15 protein-coding genes are annotated in these 17,161 nt (G+C 67.5%); 4 read left to right on the top strand and 11 right to left on the bottom strand.

Annotation, left to right across the window (positions count from 1 at the left end; genetic code table 11):
- Positions 1 to 5 precede the first annotated feature (5 nt).
- The 4 genes from plsB to SMAL_RS00265 form a co-directional block, all read right to left on the bottom strand.
- Positions 6 to 2,642, bottom strand: a complete 2,637-nt coding sequence (gene plsB, locus SMAL_RS00280) for a glycerol-3-phosphate 1-O-acyltransferase PlsB (RefSeq protein ID WP_012509636.1) — start codon at positions 2,640 to 2,642, stop codon at positions 6 to 8.
- Positions 2,642 to 3,595, bottom strand: coding sequence for a hypothetical protein (locus SMAL_RS00275; RefSeq protein ID WP_012509635.1), 954 nt, complete (start codon positions 3,593 to 3,595; stop codon positions 2,642 to 2,644). The genes plsB and SMAL_RS00275 overlap by 1 nt, the downstream gene beginning before the upstream one ends.
- Before the next feature lie 398 nt (positions 3,596 to 3,993).
- Positions 3,994 to 4,719, bottom strand: coding sequence for an orotidine-5'-phosphate decarboxylase (gene pyrF / locus SMAL_RS00270; RefSeq protein ID WP_012509634.1), 726 nt, complete (start codon positions 4,717 to 4,719; stop codon positions 3,994 to 3,996).
- Positions 4,716 to 5,639 carry a 5'-nucleotidase, lipoprotein e(P4) family gene (locus SMAL_RS00265; RefSeq protein ID WP_012509633.1) on the bottom strand — a complete coding sequence of 308 codons (924 nt, stop codon included), beginning with the start codon at positions 5,637 to 5,639 and terminating at the stop codon, positions 4,716 to 4,718. The genes pyrF and SMAL_RS00265 overlap by 4 nt, the downstream gene beginning before the upstream one ends.
- A gap of 101 nt (positions 5,640 to 5,740) precedes the next feature.
- On the opposite strand from SMAL_RS00265, the gene SMAL_RS00260 reads away from it, so the two are divergent.
- On the top strand, positions 5,741 to 6,391 hold the full coding sequence (locus SMAL_RS00260) for a YceH family protein (protein WP_012509632.1): 651 nt from the start codon (positions 5,741 to 5,743) through the stop codon (positions 6,389 to 6,391).
- Positions 6,392 to 6,489: 98 nt separating this feature from the next.
- Here SMAL_RS00260 and SMAL_RS00255 read toward each other — a convergent pair whose 3' ends face one another.
- Positions 6,490 to 7,017 carry a GNAT family N-acetyltransferase gene (locus SMAL_RS00255; protein WP_012509631.1) on the bottom strand — a complete coding sequence of 176 codons (528 nt, stop codon included), beginning with the start codon at positions 7,015 to 7,017 and terminating at the stop codon, positions 6,490 to 6,492.
- A gap of 261 nt (positions 7,018 to 7,278) precedes the next feature.
- The gene (locus tag SMAL_RS00250) at positions 7,279 to 9,255 is read right to left on the bottom strand and encodes a UvrD-helicase domain-containing protein (protein ID WP_012509630.1); all 1,977 of its coding nucleotides are present in this window, start codon (positions 9,253 to 9,255) and stop codon (positions 7,279 to 7,281) included.
- Positions 9,256 to 9,354: 99 nt separating this feature from the next.
- On the opposite strand from SMAL_RS00250, the gene SMAL_RS00245 reads away from it, so the two are divergent.
- Genes SMAL_RS00245 through SMAL_RS00235 form a run of 3 tightly spaced genes read left to right on the top strand, consistent with a single transcriptional unit; the run spans position 9,355 to position 11,477 of the window.
- Positions 9,355 to 10,083, top strand: coding sequence for an SEL1-like repeat protein (locus tag SMAL_RS00245; RefSeq protein ID WP_012509629.1), 729 nt, complete (start codon positions 9,355 to 9,357; stop codon positions 10,081 to 10,083).
- Between the two features lie 35 nt (positions 10,084 to 10,118).
- Entirely contained in the window at positions 10,119 to 10,847 is a 729-nt protein-coding gene (locus tag SMAL_RS00240) for an SEL1-like repeat protein (RefSeq protein ID WP_004133412.1), read from the top strand.
- Between the two features lie 9 nt (positions 10,848 to 10,856).
- Positions 10,857 to 11,477 carry a thymidine kinase gene (locus SMAL_RS00235; protein ID WP_012509628.1) on the top strand — a complete coding sequence of 207 codons (621 nt, stop codon included), beginning with the start codon at positions 10,857 to 10,859 and terminating at the stop codon, positions 11,475 to 11,477.
- Positions 11,478 to 11,999: 522 nt separating this feature from the next.
- On the opposite strand, the gene SMAL_RS00230 is transcribed toward SMAL_RS00235, so the two are convergent.
- From SMAL_RS00230 to SMAL_RS00210, 5 genes are all read right to left on the bottom strand, one after another.
- A complete protein-coding gene (locus SMAL_RS00230; RefSeq protein WP_012509627.1) occupies positions 12,000 to 13,604 on the bottom strand; it encodes an OpgD/OpgG family glucan biosynthesis protein in 1,605 nt (534 codons plus the stop codon).
- Between the two features lie 105 nt (positions 13,605 to 13,709).
- A complete protein-coding gene (gene mutM, locus SMAL_RS00225; RefSeq protein WP_012509626.1) occupies positions 13,710 to 14,522 on the bottom strand; it encodes a bifunctional DNA-formamidopyrimidine glycosylase/DNA-(apurinic or apyrimidinic site) lyase in 813 nt (270 codons plus the stop codon).
- Positions 14,523 to 14,592: 70 nt separating this feature from the next.
- Positions 14,593 to 15,375: a hypothetical protein gene (locus SMAL_RS00220; protein ID WP_004133314.1), complete on the bottom strand. Its 783-nt coding sequence runs from the start codon at positions 15,373 to 15,375 to the stop codon at positions 14,593 to 14,595.
- Positions 15,376 to 15,605: 230 nt separating this feature from the next.
- Entirely contained in the window at positions 15,606 to 15,938 is a 333-nt protein-coding gene (locus SMAL_RS00215) for an EF-hand domain-containing protein (protein ID WP_012509625.1), read from the bottom strand.
- Positions 15,935 to 17,137, bottom strand: coding sequence for a DesA family fatty acid desaturase (locus SMAL_RS00210; RefSeq protein ID WP_004133312.1), 1,203 nt, complete (start codon positions 17,135 to 17,137; stop codon positions 15,935 to 15,937). The genes SMAL_RS00215 and SMAL_RS00210 overlap by 4 nt, the downstream gene beginning before the upstream one ends.
- Positions 17,138 to 17,161: the final 24 nt, after the last annotated feature.

Raw genomic sequence — 17,161 nt, 5'->3', positions numbered from 1 at the left:
TACCCTCAATCCTGCGGCGCAGGCTCGTCCGGGCGTGCCGCTTCCGGGCTGACCCGTTCGATGGTGTGGCGCAGCTCGCGGCCGAGGATGAACTTGGCATCCTTGGCCCAGGCATCCAGGCGTTCGTCGAACAGCAGCTTGCTGTTCTCGTCCGGCCATACCAGGCGCAGCTCGCGCAGCTTCTGGATGAAGCCGCGGAACAGCGACTTGTCGAAGAACTCCGGCGCCGCCGGTGCGTAGAGCAGGCTGAGCCGCTGCGCGGCCTGCTGGCACAGGCTTTCCAGTTCGGCCGCACCCAGCACGCCGGGGCCGTTCTTCACCAGCACCGAGATGGCGATGTAATAGCGCTCGAAGGCCTGCTGCAGCGAGTGGCCGATGGCCCGCAGGCGGAACACTTCATCGGTCTGCCCGGTGTTGCGGGCAAGGATGCCGCCGTCGTCTTCGTTGACGTTCTGCAGCAACCCTTCGCGCACGAACACGTCGATGGTCTGGTCGATGCGCTGGGCGAACTCGTCCTCGGTCCATGGCAGGAACAGTTCGGCCTGCAGGAACGGGTACACCGTGCGGCCCAGCTGGACCAGGCCGGTGCGGCTCATGCGGCGGTTGTTCTGGAAGCAGCAGGCCACCCACGACGATGCGGTGAACAGGTGCACCACGTTGTTGCGGAAGTAGCTGAGCAGCACCGCGGTGTCGCCACTGACGCTGAGCACGTCGCCCAGCGGGTGCTTGATGCGGGTGAGGACGTTGATTTCCTCAGCGTGGGCGATGATCCGCTCCGGCGAATGCGGGGTCACCGTCACCCGGCCCGAGTACGGCATTTCCACCAGCAGGGTCTTGCACAGCTCGATCTGTGCGATCAGGTCGGCCTCGCCCATCGCGTGCTTCGGCGTGGACAGCAGAGCCAGCGCCAGCAGGTTGATCGGATTGACGTCGGCGGCACCATTGATGCGTACCTGGATGCGCTCGGCCAGCGTATCGACGGTGGTCGACAGCCAGGACGGCTTCTCATCCTCGGACACCGCTTCGCCGCCCCACTCCGGGGCCTTCTCGGCCAGCACGTCGTTCAGCGCGATCGGCTCACCGAAGTTCACCACCACCTGGCCGTAGTTCTGCTTGAGCACCTTGGGGATGCCCCACAGCAGCGACCAGATCGATTCCTTTTCCTTCGGCCGCCCGGACAGTTCATCCAGGTAGCTGCCGCCTTCCATCAGCTTCTCATAGCCGATGTAGATGGGCTGGAACAGCACCGGCTTGCGTGGCTGGCGCAGGAACGCGCGCAGCGTCATCGAGATCATGCCGCCCTTGGGCTGCAGCAGGCGGCCGGTACGCGAGCGGCCGCCCTCGACGAAGTACTCCAGCGAGTAGCCGCCGGCCACCAGCTGCGCGACGTACTCGCTGAGCACCGCCGAGTACAGTGCGTTGCCACGGATCGAGCGACGGATGAAGAACGCGCCGCCCTTGCGCAGCAGGGTGCCGACCACCGGCAGGTTCAGGTTGATGCCGGCCACGATGTGCGGCGGCACGATGCCACGGTCGTACAGCAGGTAGGACAGCAGCAGGTAGTCCATGTGGCTGCGGTGGCTGGGCACGTAGACCACTTCGTGGCCCGGCGCGGCGGCCTTGAACTTGTCCAGGTGGTGCACCAGCACGCCCGCATAGATGCGGTTCCACACATGGCTGAGCATGAAGCTGGCCGAGCGCACCACCGGGCTGGAATAGTCCGCGGCGATTTCCCAGGCGTAGGCATGCGCCTTCTTCCAGGCATCGGCCGGCTTCGAATTGTCGCGCTTGGCCTGCGCGGCGATCGCTTCGCGCACCGGTTCGGCGGCCAGTACCTGATCGACCAGCAGGCGCCGGGTAGACAGGTCGGGGCCGATCACCGATTCACGGATGCGGCGGAAATGGGTACGCAGCACGCGCTGCAGCTTGCGCACCGTACGCTCCGGCTCCAGGCCTTCGTCCACGGTGCTGCGCAGCGAGATCGGCGGGGCGAAGCGGACGATGGTGCTGCGGCCGTTGAGCAGCACCGCCAGCAGGCGGCGGAAGCGACCCACCAGCGCCCAGTTTTCCGAGAACAGCACGGCGAACCAGCCGCTCTGCTTGTCCGGCGCGCGGCCGACGAAGATCGACACCGGCACCAGGTGCACGTCCAGGTCATCGCGCACGCGATGCGCCTGCAGGACCTTGGCCAGCGAATCGGAATGGGTCTTGGCGCCGCGCTGCTCGGGGATCAGCGAATTGCTGGAACTGCGCCGCGACAGCGCCAGATAGGCGCGCTTGCGCCCGGTCGGGTCACCGGCCAGCGGCACGAGCGGCGACGGCAGTCCGGCCTGGCGGCAGGCCTTGTCCAGGATCAGCGCATTGGACAGGCCGTAGTCTTCCAGCACGTACATCACCGGGCGGCCATCGTTGTACTGGCCCGGATCCTCCGGCTCGATCTTCAGCGACAGCCACGGCTCGACCAGGCGGCCGAGCAGGCGCGCCCACAGCGGCCGACGGCCGGCCGGCCGCGCATGCGCCGGCGGCGGTACCGGATTCGGGCCGGTACCGGTCGAGGGGGACGCCGGCGCCGTATCGGCGGGCGTCGACTGGGATTCTTCGCCGGGGAACGGCAGCGGGTTCTGTTTCGACATCGGCGCCATTATGGCTTAGGCGGCGGCGTTGCCGCTTCCCCACCCTCGGTGGGGGCTTCCACAGGTGCCGGAGCCACCGCCGCCCGGGCGGCATCGGCCTGGCGCAGCAGGGCATCGGTATCAGCCAGGGTGCGCGTCAGGTACCAGTGACCTTCGCGCCGGCTCAGCGGCAGCTGCAGGGTCATCTCGCGGCCGGCCAGGTCGTAGCGCAGGCGCACCAGCGCGTTGTCACCCTCCACCGACAGCAGTTCGCCACGCACACTGCGCAGCGCTTCGTCCACGCCCAGCCCGTAACTGCCGAGCACGGCCTTGAGCGTGTGGATGAACGGTGCCAGCTGCTGCAGGCTGCCTTCCATGCCCGCGGCCTGCAGGCCGGCCTCATCGTCGAAACCGACCTTGCCCGCCGCGCCGACCAGCGCGGCGATGGTGTTGCGCGCACGGGCGCGGTCGCTGATCGGTGCTCCCTGCGCCCACTCGGCGAGGGTTTGCACCAGGGCGACGTAATGGGCCTGCTGGCCAGGCGTGTAGCCCTTCTGGTGGCGCAGGTACTGCACGCCGAAGTTGCCCATCGACTGCGCCGCCTGGCGTACCGCGCTGGCCTGGCCTGCCAGCTGGCGGTCGAAACTGCGCTGCAGTTCGGCACTGGCGTTGGGCTTGCGCAGTGCGGCCAGCATCGGCAGCAGCTGGTCGCCCAACGGCAGCTCGGTCAGCGGCCATTGGCTGTAGCCGTCGGTCCAGGCCTGCTGCAGGCGCTGGTACTGGCTGGGTGGAACCGACAGCTTCGCGTAGCCGACCAGATCGTCCTCGGCCAGGCGCAGGGCCATCGCCTGCACCGCCGCCACCGGTTCGGCCGCCGGCTTGGCCGGATCGTCGGCCGATTCACGGCACGCGGCCACGGCCAGCAGCAGCATGGCTGCCAGCCCCCATCCACGCGCAGACCTTCCTCGCACCGCCACGCTCATGCAATCGGACTCCCCGGACCGGTCCGCATCTTGCGGCCTGCGACGTGACAGCGGCAAGCCGCCCGGTCACGGTTCCGTCAACAGAGGGGTCGGATCCCGCCGCCAGCGGCAGGGGGCTCTGGCCCCGCGCGAAAAAAAAGAGCCCGGATCACGAGGATCACAGGCTCTTCAAGCCGGCACGAGGCCGGTGGACAGTGTTGTGGCACATGTCCGGTCCGAGGACCGGATGGCGGCGATCCTACGCTGCCCCGCAAGTTAAGGCAATACATGATGTAATGCCGTTCAACTTATTGATTTTGTTCAAAATCTAAAGTCAAAAATGAGACCAGAGGAATTCTCCGGCGTGATTCCTGCCGATTCGGGCACAACACCTGCGTGGAGCACGATCGGCGACAGCCTCAGCGCGCAGCCAGTGCCGACGCGATTTCCTGCTGGATCGCCCGCGCCGCGGCCTGCGGATCAGCGGCCAGACGGATCGGGCGGCCGATCACGATGGCGTCGGCGCCATCGGCGAAGGCCTGGGCTACGCCGACCGTGCGCTTCTGGTCATCGCCGACAGGGCCACCGGGACGGATGCCCGGGCAGACGATCGAGAACCCGGCGCCGGTGGCGGCGCGGATCGGGCCAGCTTCCTGGCCCGAGGCGATGACGCCATCAATACCGGCGGCCTGGGCGGCCAGCGCGCGTTCGACAACGACGTCCACCGGCTCGCGGTCGATACCCATCTGCGCCAGGTCCGGGCGCCCCATCGAGGTCAGCACGGTCACCGCCAGCAAACGCATGTCGCTGCTGTTGGCGGCCGCGCAGGCTTCCATCATCGCCGGGTGCCAGCCATGGATGGTGGCGTAGCTGACCGGCCACTGCGACAGCCGCTTGATCACCGCCGCAGCCGTTGCAGGAATGTCGAAGAACTTCAGGTCGACGAACACGCGCTTGTCGCGCCGGGCCAGTTCATCGAGCACCTGGAAGTACTCGCCGGAGGCCAGCAGTTCCATGCCGATCTTGTAGAACGCCACGCTGTCGCCGAGGCGCTCGACCCAGTCCAGCGCCTGCACGCGGTCAGGCACGTCCAGCGCGAAGATCAGGCGCTCGTCATCGCGCAGCGGCAGCGGCGCGCGGCTCACGGTGCGTAGTCCAGCGCGGCGCGCTTGGCATCATGGCGGGCCTGGCGCGACTGGCTGTAGTCGTTGTTGAACTGCGCCGGCTCGAAGCCGCCGTAGGTCGGGTTCGGCAGCATCCACCAGCGCTCGCCGAACCAGTCGTGGTACTGCTGCAGCAGGGCGTCGCGGCCGTCGTTGGTGTTGGCGGTCACTTCGACGAAGTCACCCAGCTGGTCGCCGAACTGCATCAGCACGCGGTACTTCTGCCCGGCCAGGCGGCGGCGGCAGTTCTTCTCGCTGCCGGCCTGCTCGCAACCTTCGACCACGGTGCCCAGGCCGAGGAACACGCTGTCGTCGGCCACCGGCAGGCCCTGCTCGCGCAGGTTGGCCAGGGTCGCATCCTTCAGGTGCACGGCGCGGTTGGAGATGTACAGCAGGGTCACGCCCTTGGCGTTGGCGGCCTTGGCGAAGTCGACCACGCCCGGGATCGCCTTGGCCTTCTTTTCGGCCACCCACTGGTCCCAGCTCAGTTCGTCGTATTCCTTGCCGTCGCGCACCAGGCGCGCCTGGTAGGGCGAGTTGTCCAGCACGGTCTCGTCCACGTCCAGCACCACCGCTGGCTTCAGACCCTTGGCCTCGTTGCCGCGTTCTTCCGGCACCAGCGCATCCCAATGGGCTTCCTTCAGCGCCACATCGAGGTGGTCGGCGGCAGCACGGTAGGTCTGCTCGGTGATCGCCTTGTACTCCTGCGCGCGCTGCATCCACAGCACTGCGTTGAGGTTGTCGTTGGCGGTCACATCGGGCGTGCCTTCAGCCTTGGCAGCGGCAGCCGGAGCCTCCGGCGCAGCGGCGTCGGCGGCAGGCGCGTCCACGCACTTGCAGGCGGACAGGCCCAGCGCCGCGGTGGCGAGCAGGGTCAGGGACAGGGAAACGGGACGACGCATGGATTCACCGGCAATCAGATATACCGGCGCATTTTACCGGCAAAGCCGGTCCCGGGACGGCTATGCTTGGCGGTTGACCCGTTGCCCTTCCGGAGGCCGCCATGACCGATTCCACCCAGACCCCCGACATCCCCCTGCTCGACGCCGTGCAGGCCCGCCTGCTGGGTTGCCTGGTAGAGAAGGAAGCGACCACCCCGGACACCTATCCGCTGACGGTCAATGCCGCCCAATCAGCCGCCAACCAGAAGACCGCCCGCGAGCCGGTGATGAACATCGACGCTGGCGGCGTGCAGCACGCACTGCGCCAGCTGGAGACGCTGGGGCTGGCTCGCCAGCACTTCTCCTCGCGCGCCGACCGCTACGAGCACCGCCTGCAGGCCGCGCTGGACCTGACCCGGCAGCAGACCGTGCTGCTGGCGCAGCTGCTGCTGCGCGGGCCGCAGACCCTGGGCGAGCTGGTCACCCGCAGCGAACGCCTGCACCGCTTCGCCGACGCCGACGAAGCCCGCCACGCCATCGAGCGCCTGCAGCAGCGTGCGCTGCTGGTAGTGCTGCCGCGCGCCAGCGGCCAGCGCGAAGACCGCTACATGCACCTGCTGTGCGGTGAAGTGGACGGCGCTGCATTGGCTGCGAAGTACGCCAGCAGCGGCGGTGGCAGCGAAGCAGCCGATCCCGGCCTGGCCGAGCGCGTGGCGCAGCTGGAAGCAGCCGTGGCCGAGCTGCAGGCGCAGCTGGCCGAACTGCGCGGTTGATGGTGGGTGCCGACCGTTGGTCGGCACTGCATCTGAATCGTGCCGACCAACGGTCGGCACCCACCGTCAGCTGCTACTGCGCCGGCCAGCGGCCGGCACTACCCGACGTCAGCCGCACCCAAGGTGGCGTACAGCCGACTGGGCGTATCGATGCCCGGCAACTGGATGACCCCGCGTTCCTGCATGCCCAACCCAAGCAGGATCTTTCCGGACACCACGTTGTCCAGATCGGTAATGCCATACAGGTCCTGCACGCCCAGCACGGTGCGCGCATGGTTGAACACCGCCCGCGCCGCCTCACCGGCGTAGCCCTGCCCGGCGAAGTCCGACAGCACGGCGTAACCGATGTCCGGCGCTGGCAGGCCATCGCGCCGCACCAGACCGGCATTGCCCAGCCACGCCCCATCGGACAAGCGCTCGATCGCATACATGCCGAACCCATTCAACGCGTAGCTGTGCAGCACCCGCAGCGCGATGTACTCACGTGCCTGTTCTTCACTGCGCACGTTGCGGTCACCGATGAAGCGCACGAAGCCCGGATCATTCAACAGCGCAAGCATCGGCGCCGCATCGCGGTCGGGTTCTATCGCACGCAGGCGCAGGCGTTCGCTTTCAATGGGATGCATGCGCAGACCTCCAACCGAAACCCCGATTGTGCCCCAGCCCCCGGCTGTTGAATTTGATTTTCTTTGCATTGCCGTGGAAGGACGCGCCCGGAACGTGTCAGAGGCCGGTTGGGGTGGGTTCGCGGGGGTATCCGCGCCATGGATGGCGCGGCTAAGCCCCCAGGGACGGGTTCACGGCGTCCCCCGCGAACCCACCCCGACCGGCCACACCGCCGAACCAACGCGTGCTCCACCACGGAGGGGCGGCGCCGTTGGAGCGCCTTAATCGAACAGCGCCTCGATCGCCGCCAACCCGGCACTCGCCCGCTCCTTCTTACGCGCCGCATCCGCCACCGGGTCAGCGCCATCACGCTGGATCTCCTCGGCCGGAATCTCCTCGAAGAACCGGCTCGGCTTCAGCCGCACGTGCTCGCCGAATTTGCGGGTCAGCTTGCTGTAACTCATCCACAGCTGGATCTTGGCGCGGGTGATGCCCACGTACAGCAGGCGACGCTCTTCCTGCAGGTTGCCCTCGTCCAGGCTCACCTGGTGCGGCAGCACGCCGTCCTCGCAGCCGACGATGAACACATACGGGAACTCCAGGCCCTTGGAGGCGTGCATGGTCATCATCCGGACCTGGTTGCCGCCCTCGTCCTTGTCACTGCGCGACAGCAGCGCCAGCTGGCCGGCAAGGTCGGCGGCGGTGGCACCGCGCGGGCCGCCCTCGAACCACTGCGCCAGTTCCTCGATGTTGTTGGCACGGCGCTGGTAGCTGGCCTCTTCCTTGGCCTGCTGGCGCAGCTCGCTGAGCAGGCCCGACTCCTTGGCCACCTTGCGGATCATGTCGCCGGAGCTGATCTGGCGGGTCTGCGCACGCAGGTCACGCAGGATGTCGGTGAAGCGCGCCAGGCTGTTGGCTGCGCGCGGCGGCAGCTGCTGCAGGGCACCGATCGCCTCTGCAGCCTGCGCCATCGGCATGTCCTTTTCCTGCGCCAGCTCGGCCAGCTTGGCCAACGTGCCAGCGCCCACATCGCGCTTGGGCGACTGCACCGCACGCATGAACGCGGTGTCGTCGTCCGGGTTTACCAGCAACCGCAGCCAGGCCAGCGTGTCCTTCACTTCCTGGCGTTCCAGGAACATGGTGCCGCCGGTCAGGTGATACGGGATGCGCAGCAGCTGCATCGCCTTTTCCAACGGACGTGACTGGAAGTTGCCGCGGAACAGGATGCAGAAATCGCTCCACGGCACCTTGCGCGACTGCGCCACGAAGGCGATCTCGGCGGCGACCTTTTCCGCTTCGTGTTCGCTGTTGCGGCATTCCCATACGCGGATGCGCTCGCCGTCAGCCTGGTCGCTCCACAGCTTCTTCAGGTGCTCATGCGGGTTGTTGGCGATCAGCGCGTTGGCCGCGCGCAGCACGCGGTTGGAACAGCGGTAGTTCTGTTCCAGCTTGATGATTTCCAGCGCCGGGTAATCGCGCCCCATCTGCTGCAGGTTTTCCGGATTGGCACCTCGCCAGGCGTAAATCGACTGGTCGTCGTCGCCCACGCAGGTGAAGTTGCCCTTGTCGCCAGCCAGCTGCTTCAGCAGTCGGTACTGTGCATCGTTGGTGTCCTGGCATTCGTCCACCAGCAGGTAGCCGATGCGCTCGCGCCAGGCCACGGCGATGTCCGGGTTCTCTTCCAGCACCTGCACCGGCAGCCGGATCAGGTCGTCGAAGTCGACCGCGTTGAACGCCGTCAGGCGCAGCTGGTAGCGCTCGTAGACGCTGGCCGCTTCCTTCTCGCGGTTGCTGCGAGCGGCAGCCATCGCCTGTTCGGGCGACAGCCCGGCATTCTTCGCGCGTGACACCAGGTTCTTCATGTCCTCGATGTCGTCGGGCTTGGCCCCGTACATCAGGTCCTTGATCTGTGCAGCGGCATCGTCGGCATCGAAGATCGAGAAACCGCGCTTCAGGCCCACCGCCGCGTGCTCGATCTGCAGGAACTTCAACCCCAGTGCGTGGAAGGTGCAGATGGTCACCTCGTCGGCGTCCTGCTCGCGCAGTCGCTTGGCCACGCGCTCGCGCATTTCCTTGGCCGACTTGTTGGTGAAGGTGATCGCCGCGATGCGCCGGGCCGGATAACGGCCGCAGCCGATCAGGTGGGCGATCTTTTCCACGATCACGCGCGTCTTGCCGCTGCCAGCGCCGGCGAGTACCAGCAACGGACCTTCGATGTGCAGGACGGCGGCGGCTTGGGGGGGATTGAGACCGTGCATTGGATGGGGATTGTAGCGGGGCGACGACGGGCGGACCTGACTTGCACGTGCCCCGTTCCTAAGCTATTGATTCGGCACCGGAGCCCTGGAGCAGGGTGCATGTCCCCGATTGTCTCTTCCGCCCTCCTGGGCAGCGTCCTGCTGCTGGTGGTCCCCCTGTCCGCCCGCGGCGCAGGCTGCGCACCCGGCTCGGGCACGTCGATCCTGCCAGCAGTGATGACCCAGGGCTTCCTTCAGGCGCATCCGGACCTGCATTGGCGCGAACTGGGCCTGCAGTCCTGGCGCCAGGGCAGGTCCGACCACGCACTGGTGCGCTTCAAGCGGGCGGCAGCCCACGCCGACAAGGTTTCACAGTCGCTGGTCGCACGCATGTACCAGGAGGGGGTAGGTACCGACGCCGATCCAGTTATGGCTTACATCTGGATGGATCTGGCGGCCGAACGCGGATATCGCGAGCTACTGCTCGAGCGCGAGCGTTACTGGAACCGCCTCGACGCCGGGCAGCGCCAGCGGGTGCTTGCCGAGGGACCGGCGCTGTACGCGAAGTATGGAGATGTGGTGGCCAAGCCACGAATGGAGACCGCCATGCGGTTGGAGCGCAGCCGCATGACCGGCAGCCGTACCGGCTGGGTCAGTTCGATGCTGCATGTGGAACTGTCCAGCGGTCCCGAGGCCGGTTGGCCGATCAGCGGTGACGACTATTACCGCGAGGCGTACTGGGAACCCACCGCGTACTGGTGCATGCAGGACCAGATCTGGCAGCAGGAGCATCGCAGCGGGAACGTAGAGGTCGGCCCGCTCAGCCCCGTTGAAGGCGCGGGGCGCTGACGTTCGTATTTGGCCATTGCCAGGAGGGCGATCATATGAAAGCGAAGCACGCTCCACTCTGCCTGCTGCTGGGCCTGTCGATGGCCGCTGCCGTGACCGCCAGGGAATGTCCGGTGGAGGCCCCGCGGCAGATCCCGCCAACCGTCCTGACCGGAGGCTTCTTCGATGCCCATCCGGACCTGTTCTGGCGCAGCATGGCCCAGCGGGCCGAACGGGACAAACGGCCCGCCAGGGCGCTGGACTACTACAAGCGTTCGGCGCGCTACGCCGACAAGTTTTCCCAGGCCATGGTGGCGCGGCTGTATCAGGAGGGCATCGGCACCCGGGCCGATCCGGTGATGGCCTACATCTGGATGGACCTGGCCGCCGAGCGCATGTATCACGACTTCCTGGTGCTGCGGGAGCACTATTGGGCACGCTTGGACGCACTCCAGCAGGCACAGGCGATCGAGCGCGGCCAGCAGGTGTATGCCGACTACGGCGACCGCGTGGCCAAGCCTCGCATGGAGCGCGCCCTCAGGGACGGTCGCCAGCAGATCACCGGCAGCCGCCTTGGGTACGTGAGCTCCGGACTGATCGTCGTCCAGCGCCGCGGCAACGAGCAGGGCATCGCGACCCCGGGCAGCATCGTCTACGACAACGACTACTGGCGAGCCGCCGACTACTGGTGCCTGCAGGACAACTACTGGCGCCCCGCGCTGACGCCCAGCGTCGAGATAGGACGGCCGGACACGGTCCGCGACGACAAGGCGGTGGGCGACTAGAATTGGCTGATGGCCAAGCTCTACTTCTACTACTCGGCGATGAACGCCGGCAAGACCACGACCCTGCTGCAGAGCGCCCACAACTACCGCGAGCGCGGCATGCGGGTGGCGATCCTGACCCCGCGCCTGGATGATCGTGCCGGCGCCGGCGTGGTCGCTTCGCGGATCGGCCTGCGTGCCGATGGAATGGCCTTCGACCGCGATACCGACCTGCAACGCTGGGTGGAGCACGATCTGGCGACGAACGGACCGATGGGCTGCGTGCTGGTGGACGAGGCGCAGTTCCTCACCCGTGCCCAGGTCTGGCAGCTCAGCGAAATCGTGGATCAGCTGCGGATTCCGGTGCTGTGCTACGGCCTGCGCACCGACTTCCGCGGTGAGCTGTTCGAAGGCAGCCAGTACCTGCTGGCCTGGGCCGACGAGATGCAGGAGATCAAGACCATCTGCCACAGCGGAAAGAAGGCGACGATGACGGTGCGCGTGGACGAGCATGGCCGCGCCGTGCAGGACGGCCCGCAGGTGGAGATCGGCGGCAACGACCGCTACGTGTCGGTCAGCCGTGCAGAGTTCAAGAAGATCACCCGCGGCGAAGGCCGGATCGATCCGGCGCAGGCGCCCCTGCCGCTGTAAAGGGTGTTCGGCAGGGCTGCGCCCTGCACCTGCCGAGGCCGGAGCCAGAGCCACGGCAAAAGCGGGCTATCCGTGGGATGGCGGGGCACTGTGGGTTTGCGGGGACGCCGTAAACCCGTCCATGGGGGCTTGGTCGCGGCATCCATGCCGCTCACACCCCGCAAACCCACAGTGCCCCACCTTCGACAGGTCCCCACGGCTGTTGGTAGGTGTCGACCTTGGTCGACACATCTGTCAGATATCGAATGAAATTCCGGGGTCAGATCCGTTTTCCTTCGGAAAACGGATCTGACCCCAAGAGCAATTCCCACAGATCGCGGAGATCTGTCGAAGGCGGGGTGGGTCCGGTGGCGGGAGTGTCCGCGGCATGGATGGCGCGACCGAGGCTACATGGACGTATTTACGCCGTCCCCCTCAACCGGACCCACCCCGCCTCCCTACAGGAAACCTGCTTCTGCCGTTGCTTCGGCTCTGGCCTCTGCAGGTGCAGGGCTGCAAGCCCTGCAAACCCATCCCCCCCTCTTAGTACAGCGTGCGCTCCGGCGCACCCGCCGGCGGCGGGGTGTACTGGTACAGCCAGGTCTCGGTAAGGGTCTTGCCGCCACTGCGCAGGAACAGGCGGATGTCGATCTGCTCGGTGCTGCCCTCCGGCGGCACCAGGTCGAACATCGCGCGGTAGCCGTTGATCTCGCGCAGCGGGCGCGCCGACACGATCTCGACCCGGCCGCGGCTGGCTTCCACCACGGCCTCGACCTCGCCCTTGTCGATCAGCCTCGCCAGTTCGCCGCCTTCGAAGTCCACCGCGAAGCGCCAGCTGAAATACTCGCGCTTCTTGCCGACCACGCCGCCCAGGCCGGTGCGGCTGGCCACGCAGTGCGCCAGCGGCGGCCGTGCCGGCGGTTCGGCGCCCCAGTACAGGCGGTAGCCGACCAGCAGCTCCTGGCCCGGCTGCGGCTTTTCCTTCGGGTTCCAGAACGCCACGATGTTGTCGAAGGTCTCGTCCACGGTGGGAATCTCCACCAGCTGCACCGAGCCCTCGCCCCATTCGCCCTTCGGCTCCACCCACAGGCAGGGGCGCTTCTCGTAGAACACGCCGTCGTCCTGGTAGTGGTCGAAGTTGCGGTCGCGCTGCAGCAGGCCGAAACCACGCGGGTTGCGGTCGACGAACATGTTGAAGCGCAGGTTGCGCGGATTCAGCAGCGGTCGCCAGATCCATTCGCCGGCACCGGTCCACAGCGACAGGCCATCGGTGTCGTGGATCTCCGGGCGCCAGTCCCATGCCATGCGGCGGTCGTTCTCGCCCACCTGGTACATGCTGGTGCACGGGGCGATGCCCAGCCGCTCGATCGCCTTGCGCGGGTACAGCGCGCTGTCGATGTCCATCAGCAGCACATCACCATTGGTGATGGCGAAGCGGTAGGCACCGGCCACGCTGGGCGAATCCAGCAGGCCGTAGACCACGATCGTCTCCGAATCGGCCGATGGCTGCTCCAGGTAGTAGGCGATGAAGTCCGGGAATTCCTCCGGCTTGCCCATGCCGGTGTCGATCGCCAGGCCGCGCGCGGACTGGCCGTACTGGCCTTCCTTGCCGACCGCGCGGAAGTAGCTGGCGCCGAGGAAGGCGGCGAAGTCGCGGTCGGTGTCCTTGCGGGTGTTCAGGCGGAAGCCGGCGAAGCCCAGATCGGCCGGCAGCTCGCCGTCCTTGATGCCGCTCTTGCCGTAGTTGAACGCCGCGCCGTCATAGGCCAGCTCCTGCGCCTTGCCGTCGACCACGTCGAACATGCGCACCGGCGAGTGGAAGTACAGGCCCAGGTGGAAGAACTTGGCCTGGAATTTGCCCGGCTGGTCAGCCCACAGTGCATGGTCCTGGCGGTAGCCGATCGACTGGTACTGGTCCCAGTCCAGGCCTTCCAGACGCCCAGGCAGCACCCGCTTGTGGCTCTTGTAGGGTGCCTGTGCCAGCGCGCGCGCCTGGCCCTTCAGGGTGGCGAAGTCGAACGGCTGCGGCTGGCCGAGGCGGCGCAGGCCCATCTGGCCGCTCTTGCTGGCCGCGCACGCGGGCAGGGACGGCAGGCCGAATGCAGCCAGGGCGAGGGAGGCATTGCGGATGAAGTCGCGTCGTTGCATGCAGGCGCGTCAGGCACAGAGGGAAGGTCGGCCATCATAGGCAGACAAACGTTAACGGGCAGCGGAGACGTGCCCTGCCCGTTCAGCTGCCGCTGGCCGCCCGCCTCAGCGCTGGCAGTGGCTGCACCAGACGCTGGCGCGCTGGCCGATGGTGGCGTGCTTCAGCGCGCGGCCACAGTTCGGGCAGGGCAGCCCGTCGCGGCCGTACACCAGCAGTTCCTGTTCGAAGTAGCCCGGTGCGCCGTCAGGGCTGATGAAATCGCGCAGGGTGGTGCCGCCACGGGTGATGGCGTAGCCGAGGATTTCCTTCACCGCGTCGGCCAGCCGCTGGTAGCGTTCGCGCGAGATCTTTCCTGCCTCGCGCAGCGGACTGATGCCGGCCTTGAACAGGCTCTCGGCGGCGTAGATGTTGCCCACGCCCACCACCACCGCCTGGTCCATCAGGAAGGTCTTCACCGGCGCGCTGCGGCCACGGCTGCGGGCGAACAGGTAGTTGCCGTCGAAGGCGTCGTCCAGCGGTTCCGGTCCCAGCCCCTGCAGCAGAGGGTGCACCTCGCCGGCCGGCTGCCAGAGCAGGCTGCCAAAGCGGCGCGGGTCGTTGAAGCGCAGCAGGCGGCCGTTGTCCAGGCTGATGTCCACATGGTCGTGCGCGCGCAACGGCGTGTCACCCGGCAGCACGCGCAAGCTGCCGGACATGCCCAGGTGCAGCACGGCACTGCCTGCGGCGGTATCCAGCAACAGGTACTTGGCACGGCGACGCACCGCGTCGATGCGCTGGCCCGGCAACTGCCCGGCCACCTCCGGCGGGATGGGCCAGCGCAGGTCGGCGCGGCGCAGGATCACCCCGTGCACGCGGCGGCCCTGCAGATGCGGCGCCAGGCCGCGGCGGGTGGTTTCGACTTCGGGCAGCTCGGGCATGCGGTGATTCTAGCGCTCCGCCGCAGACGCAGACGTCACCGCAGCCGACCTGGCCGCGGTGACGGGGGTATCAGACCTCCTGGCCTTCAACCGGTGCCTGGATGGCTACCGGAGCAGTGTCGGGAAACAGCGTGGGGAGCGTCTGCACGAAGCTGGCCACGCAGGCCTCGGCGTAGCGCTCAGCGGTCTGCCTGACCAGGGCGTAGTCATCGGCCTGCCACGCTTCCAGCGACGCCGACACCGGCTCGGCAATGCGGCAATGTGCACCTTCGCCACCGGTCAGGCGCATGGTCGGCAGCTTGCGCCGGTACGGGAAGCCCAGATCCACGTTCTGGCGCAGTTCGTACTCGGTCTCGGCATTGCCCAGTTCCTTGTAGATCAGGGTGAAGTCACCCACGGTGACCTGCACCGGCCGCGACTGCTCGGGGATGGCGCCGGGATGGGCGCTGAAGTACGTCGCCAGGGCCGCGCGTGCCTGCTGTTCCATCGAACTGAACGCCGGGTTCGGCACGGTATCCACGCGGGTACCCTTCAACTGATCCTTGCTGAAGCCGCGGCCACCGATGACGCCGGCAAACAGCGATACGGCCGCCTGTGCCGCCACGACCTTGCCCGTGGTGGAGCGTTGCACCAGGCGCAGCGCGCGGTCACCGATCGGCTGGCCGTCGGCATTGGTCTCCAGCTTGGTGCTGGTCGGAACCCGATGTTCCCAGGCGGGCGCCGGTGCCACTGCGGCGGCGTCCGCATCCTGCTGCGGCTCGGATGCGGCGGGCGGTTCGTCGGCCAGTACCGGTGCACCGAACGCGAGGCCACCAAGCAGGGTGGCGGTGAGAAGGACAGGGTTTGCTTTCACGGGGGATCCTTGGATATCGGTCAGGCCAGCACGGGCGACCCCAACAGGCATCGATCATCGCAACGGCACTGCCTCAACCTCCATGTCCCCACGACCGCGCTCCCTCACGGTCGACATGCCAAGCCCGCACTGTCTCTGCTGATCGACCGGCGCGCCGGGATCGGGTCGTGCACAGCATCGGCCGCGCGGGCAGGAACTTTAGCCTTGGCTGAAGCGCGGCCGCCCGCGCTTCAGCGCGGCGGTGCCGACAGCTCGCGCGCATCCAGGAAGCCATCACCGTTGGCATCCTGCTTGTGGAAGCGCTGCACGATCACCTGCCGCTGCTGCTCACGGGTGATCACCCTGCCCTTGCCGCCCGGCAGCTCATCGGCGCCAAGCACGCCATCGCCATTGCGGTCCATGCGGTCGAAGGCATACAGCATCCACTGCACGTACTCGGACTCGCTGACCCGGCCGTCGCCATCGCTGTCCATCCGCTGCAGGTAGCTGGTTGTGTCGGTGACCTGGGCCAGCGCCACGCCCGGCAGCAGCACCGCAAGCAGAACCCCGTACCCTGCCCTCACGCGCCCACCAGGCTGTAGCCCTTCAATCGCGCGGCATACGCCTGCAGCGCGGCGATACCGCTTTCCTCGGCCTCGCGGCACCACGCCTGCAGCTGGTGCAGCCGCTCGGCCGCATCGTGGCCGCGGGCTTCCAGCAATGCGGCCAGGCGCCCGCGGTACTCGACCAGTGTGCGGATGCGCGGGCGCTGCGCCACCCATTCGCTGAGCTGGGCACGACTGTCCGGCTTCAGCCAGCGGCCATCGTTGACCAGGCCACGGCGCAGCCGGCGCGGCAGCAGGCGGCGCAGCTTGGCCCCAGCCTGCACGGCTTCCTCGCGCAGAGCCGGCATGAACACATTGCGCTGGTAATCGGTCATCGCCTGGAAGCGGTGCGACAGCAGCGCCTTCAGGGTTTCGGCATCGGGCACCGCGATGTTCGGGCGCACGTCCATGGCCGGCACCACCCGCAGCACCTTGGCCAGGCGCAGCGCCTGCAGCAGGCGGATCGCACTCCAGCCGATATCGAACTCCCAGCGCCGCATCGCGAAGCGCGCCGAGCTGGGGAAGGCGTGGTGATTGTTGTGCAGCTCCTCGCCACCGATCCAGAACCCCCACGGCGTGAGGTTGGTGGAGGTATCGGCCGACTCGTAGTTGCGGTAGCCCCACCAGTGGCCCAGGCCATTGACCACGCCGGCCGCCCAGAACGGAATCCACGCCATCTGGATCGCCCACAGGGCCACGCCCGGCAGGCCAAACAACACCGTGTTGATCGCGAACAGCAGCACCGGCCCCAACGTGGCATGCGGGGTATACAGGCGGCGCTCGATCGCATCATCCGGGGTGCCGCGCCCGTACTGCTCGATGTCCGCGCGCTGGCCGCGGGCTTCGCGGTACAGCTCCACGCCGTGCCAGAACACCTTGCCGATGCCGCGGGTGACCGGGCTGTGCGGGTCGTCCTCGGTTTCCACCTTCGCGTGGTGCTTGCGGTGGATGGCCACCCACTCGCGGGTGATCATCGAGGTGGTCAGCCACAGCCAGAAGCGGAACACATGGGCCAGCGCCGGGTGGAAATCGACCCCGCGATGAGCCTGGCTGCGGTGCAGGTACAAGGTCACCGAGAAGATGGTGATCTGGGTGAAGACCAGCAGCACCGCCAGCATGGCCCACCAGCCCAGGCCGAGCACACCACCGGTCAACAGTGACATCAGGGCATCTGGCATGACGGCTCTCCGGATCGACGCGGC

It is taken from the genome of Stenotrophomonas maltophilia R551-3, from assembly GCF_000020665.1.
Lineage (GTDB): Bacteria > Pseudomonadota > Gammaproteobacteria > Xanthomonadales > Xanthomonadaceae > Stenotrophomonas > Stenotrophomonas maltophilia_L.
Note: the sequence above shows the minus strand (reverse complement) of the source record. Positions and strands in the feature narration are given on the sequence as shown.

Bases quoted from the DNA above. Each gene is read 5' to 3' on its own strand.
- SMAL_RS00255 (WP_012509631.1), bottom strand. From the start codon at position 7,017: ATGCATCCCATTGAAAGCGAACGCCTGCGCCTGCGTGCGATAGAACCC.
- plsB (WP_012509636.1), bottom strand. From the start codon at position 2,642: ATGGCGCCGATGTCGAAACAGAACCCGCTGCCGTTCCCCGGCGAAGAA.
- SMAL_RS00250 (WP_012509630.1), bottom strand. From the start codon at position 9,255: ATGCACGGTCTCAATCCCCCCCAAGCCGCCGCCGTCCTGCACATCGAA.
- SMAL_RS00245 (WP_012509629.1), top strand. From the start codon at position 9,355: ATGTCCCCGATTGTCTCTTCCGCCCTCCTGGGCAGCGTCCTGCTGCTG.
- mutM (WP_012509626.1), bottom strand. From the start codon at position 14,522: ATGCCCGAGCTGCCCGAAGTCGAAACCACCCGCCGCGGCCTGGCGCCG.
- SMAL_RS00275 (WP_012509635.1), bottom strand. From the start codon at position 3,595: ATGAGCGTGGCGGTGCGAGGAAGGTCTGCGCGTGGATGGGGGCTGGCA.
- SMAL_RS00240 (WP_004133412.1), top strand. From the start codon at position 10,119: ATGAAAGCGAAGCACGCTCCACTCTGCCTGCTGCTGGGCCTGTCGATG.
- SMAL_RS00235 (WP_012509628.1), top strand. From the start codon at position 10,857: ATGGCCAAGCTCTACTTCTACTACTCGGCGATGAACGCCGGCAAGACC.
- SMAL_RS00210 (WP_004133312.1), bottom strand. From the start codon at position 17,137: ATGCCAGATGCCCTGATGTCACTGTTGACCGGTGGTGTGCTCGGCCTG.
- SMAL_RS00265 (WP_012509633.1), bottom strand. From the start codon at position 5,639: ATGCGTCGTCCCGTTTCCCTGTCCCTGACCCTGCTCGCCACCGCGGCG.
- SMAL_RS00230 (WP_012509627.1), bottom strand. From the start codon at position 13,604: ATGCAACGACGCGACTTCATCCGCAATGCCTCCCTCGCCCTGGCTGCA.
- SMAL_RS00260 (WP_012509632.1), top strand. From the start codon at position 5,741: ATGACCGATTCCACCCAGACCCCCGACATCCCCCTGCTCGACGCCGTG.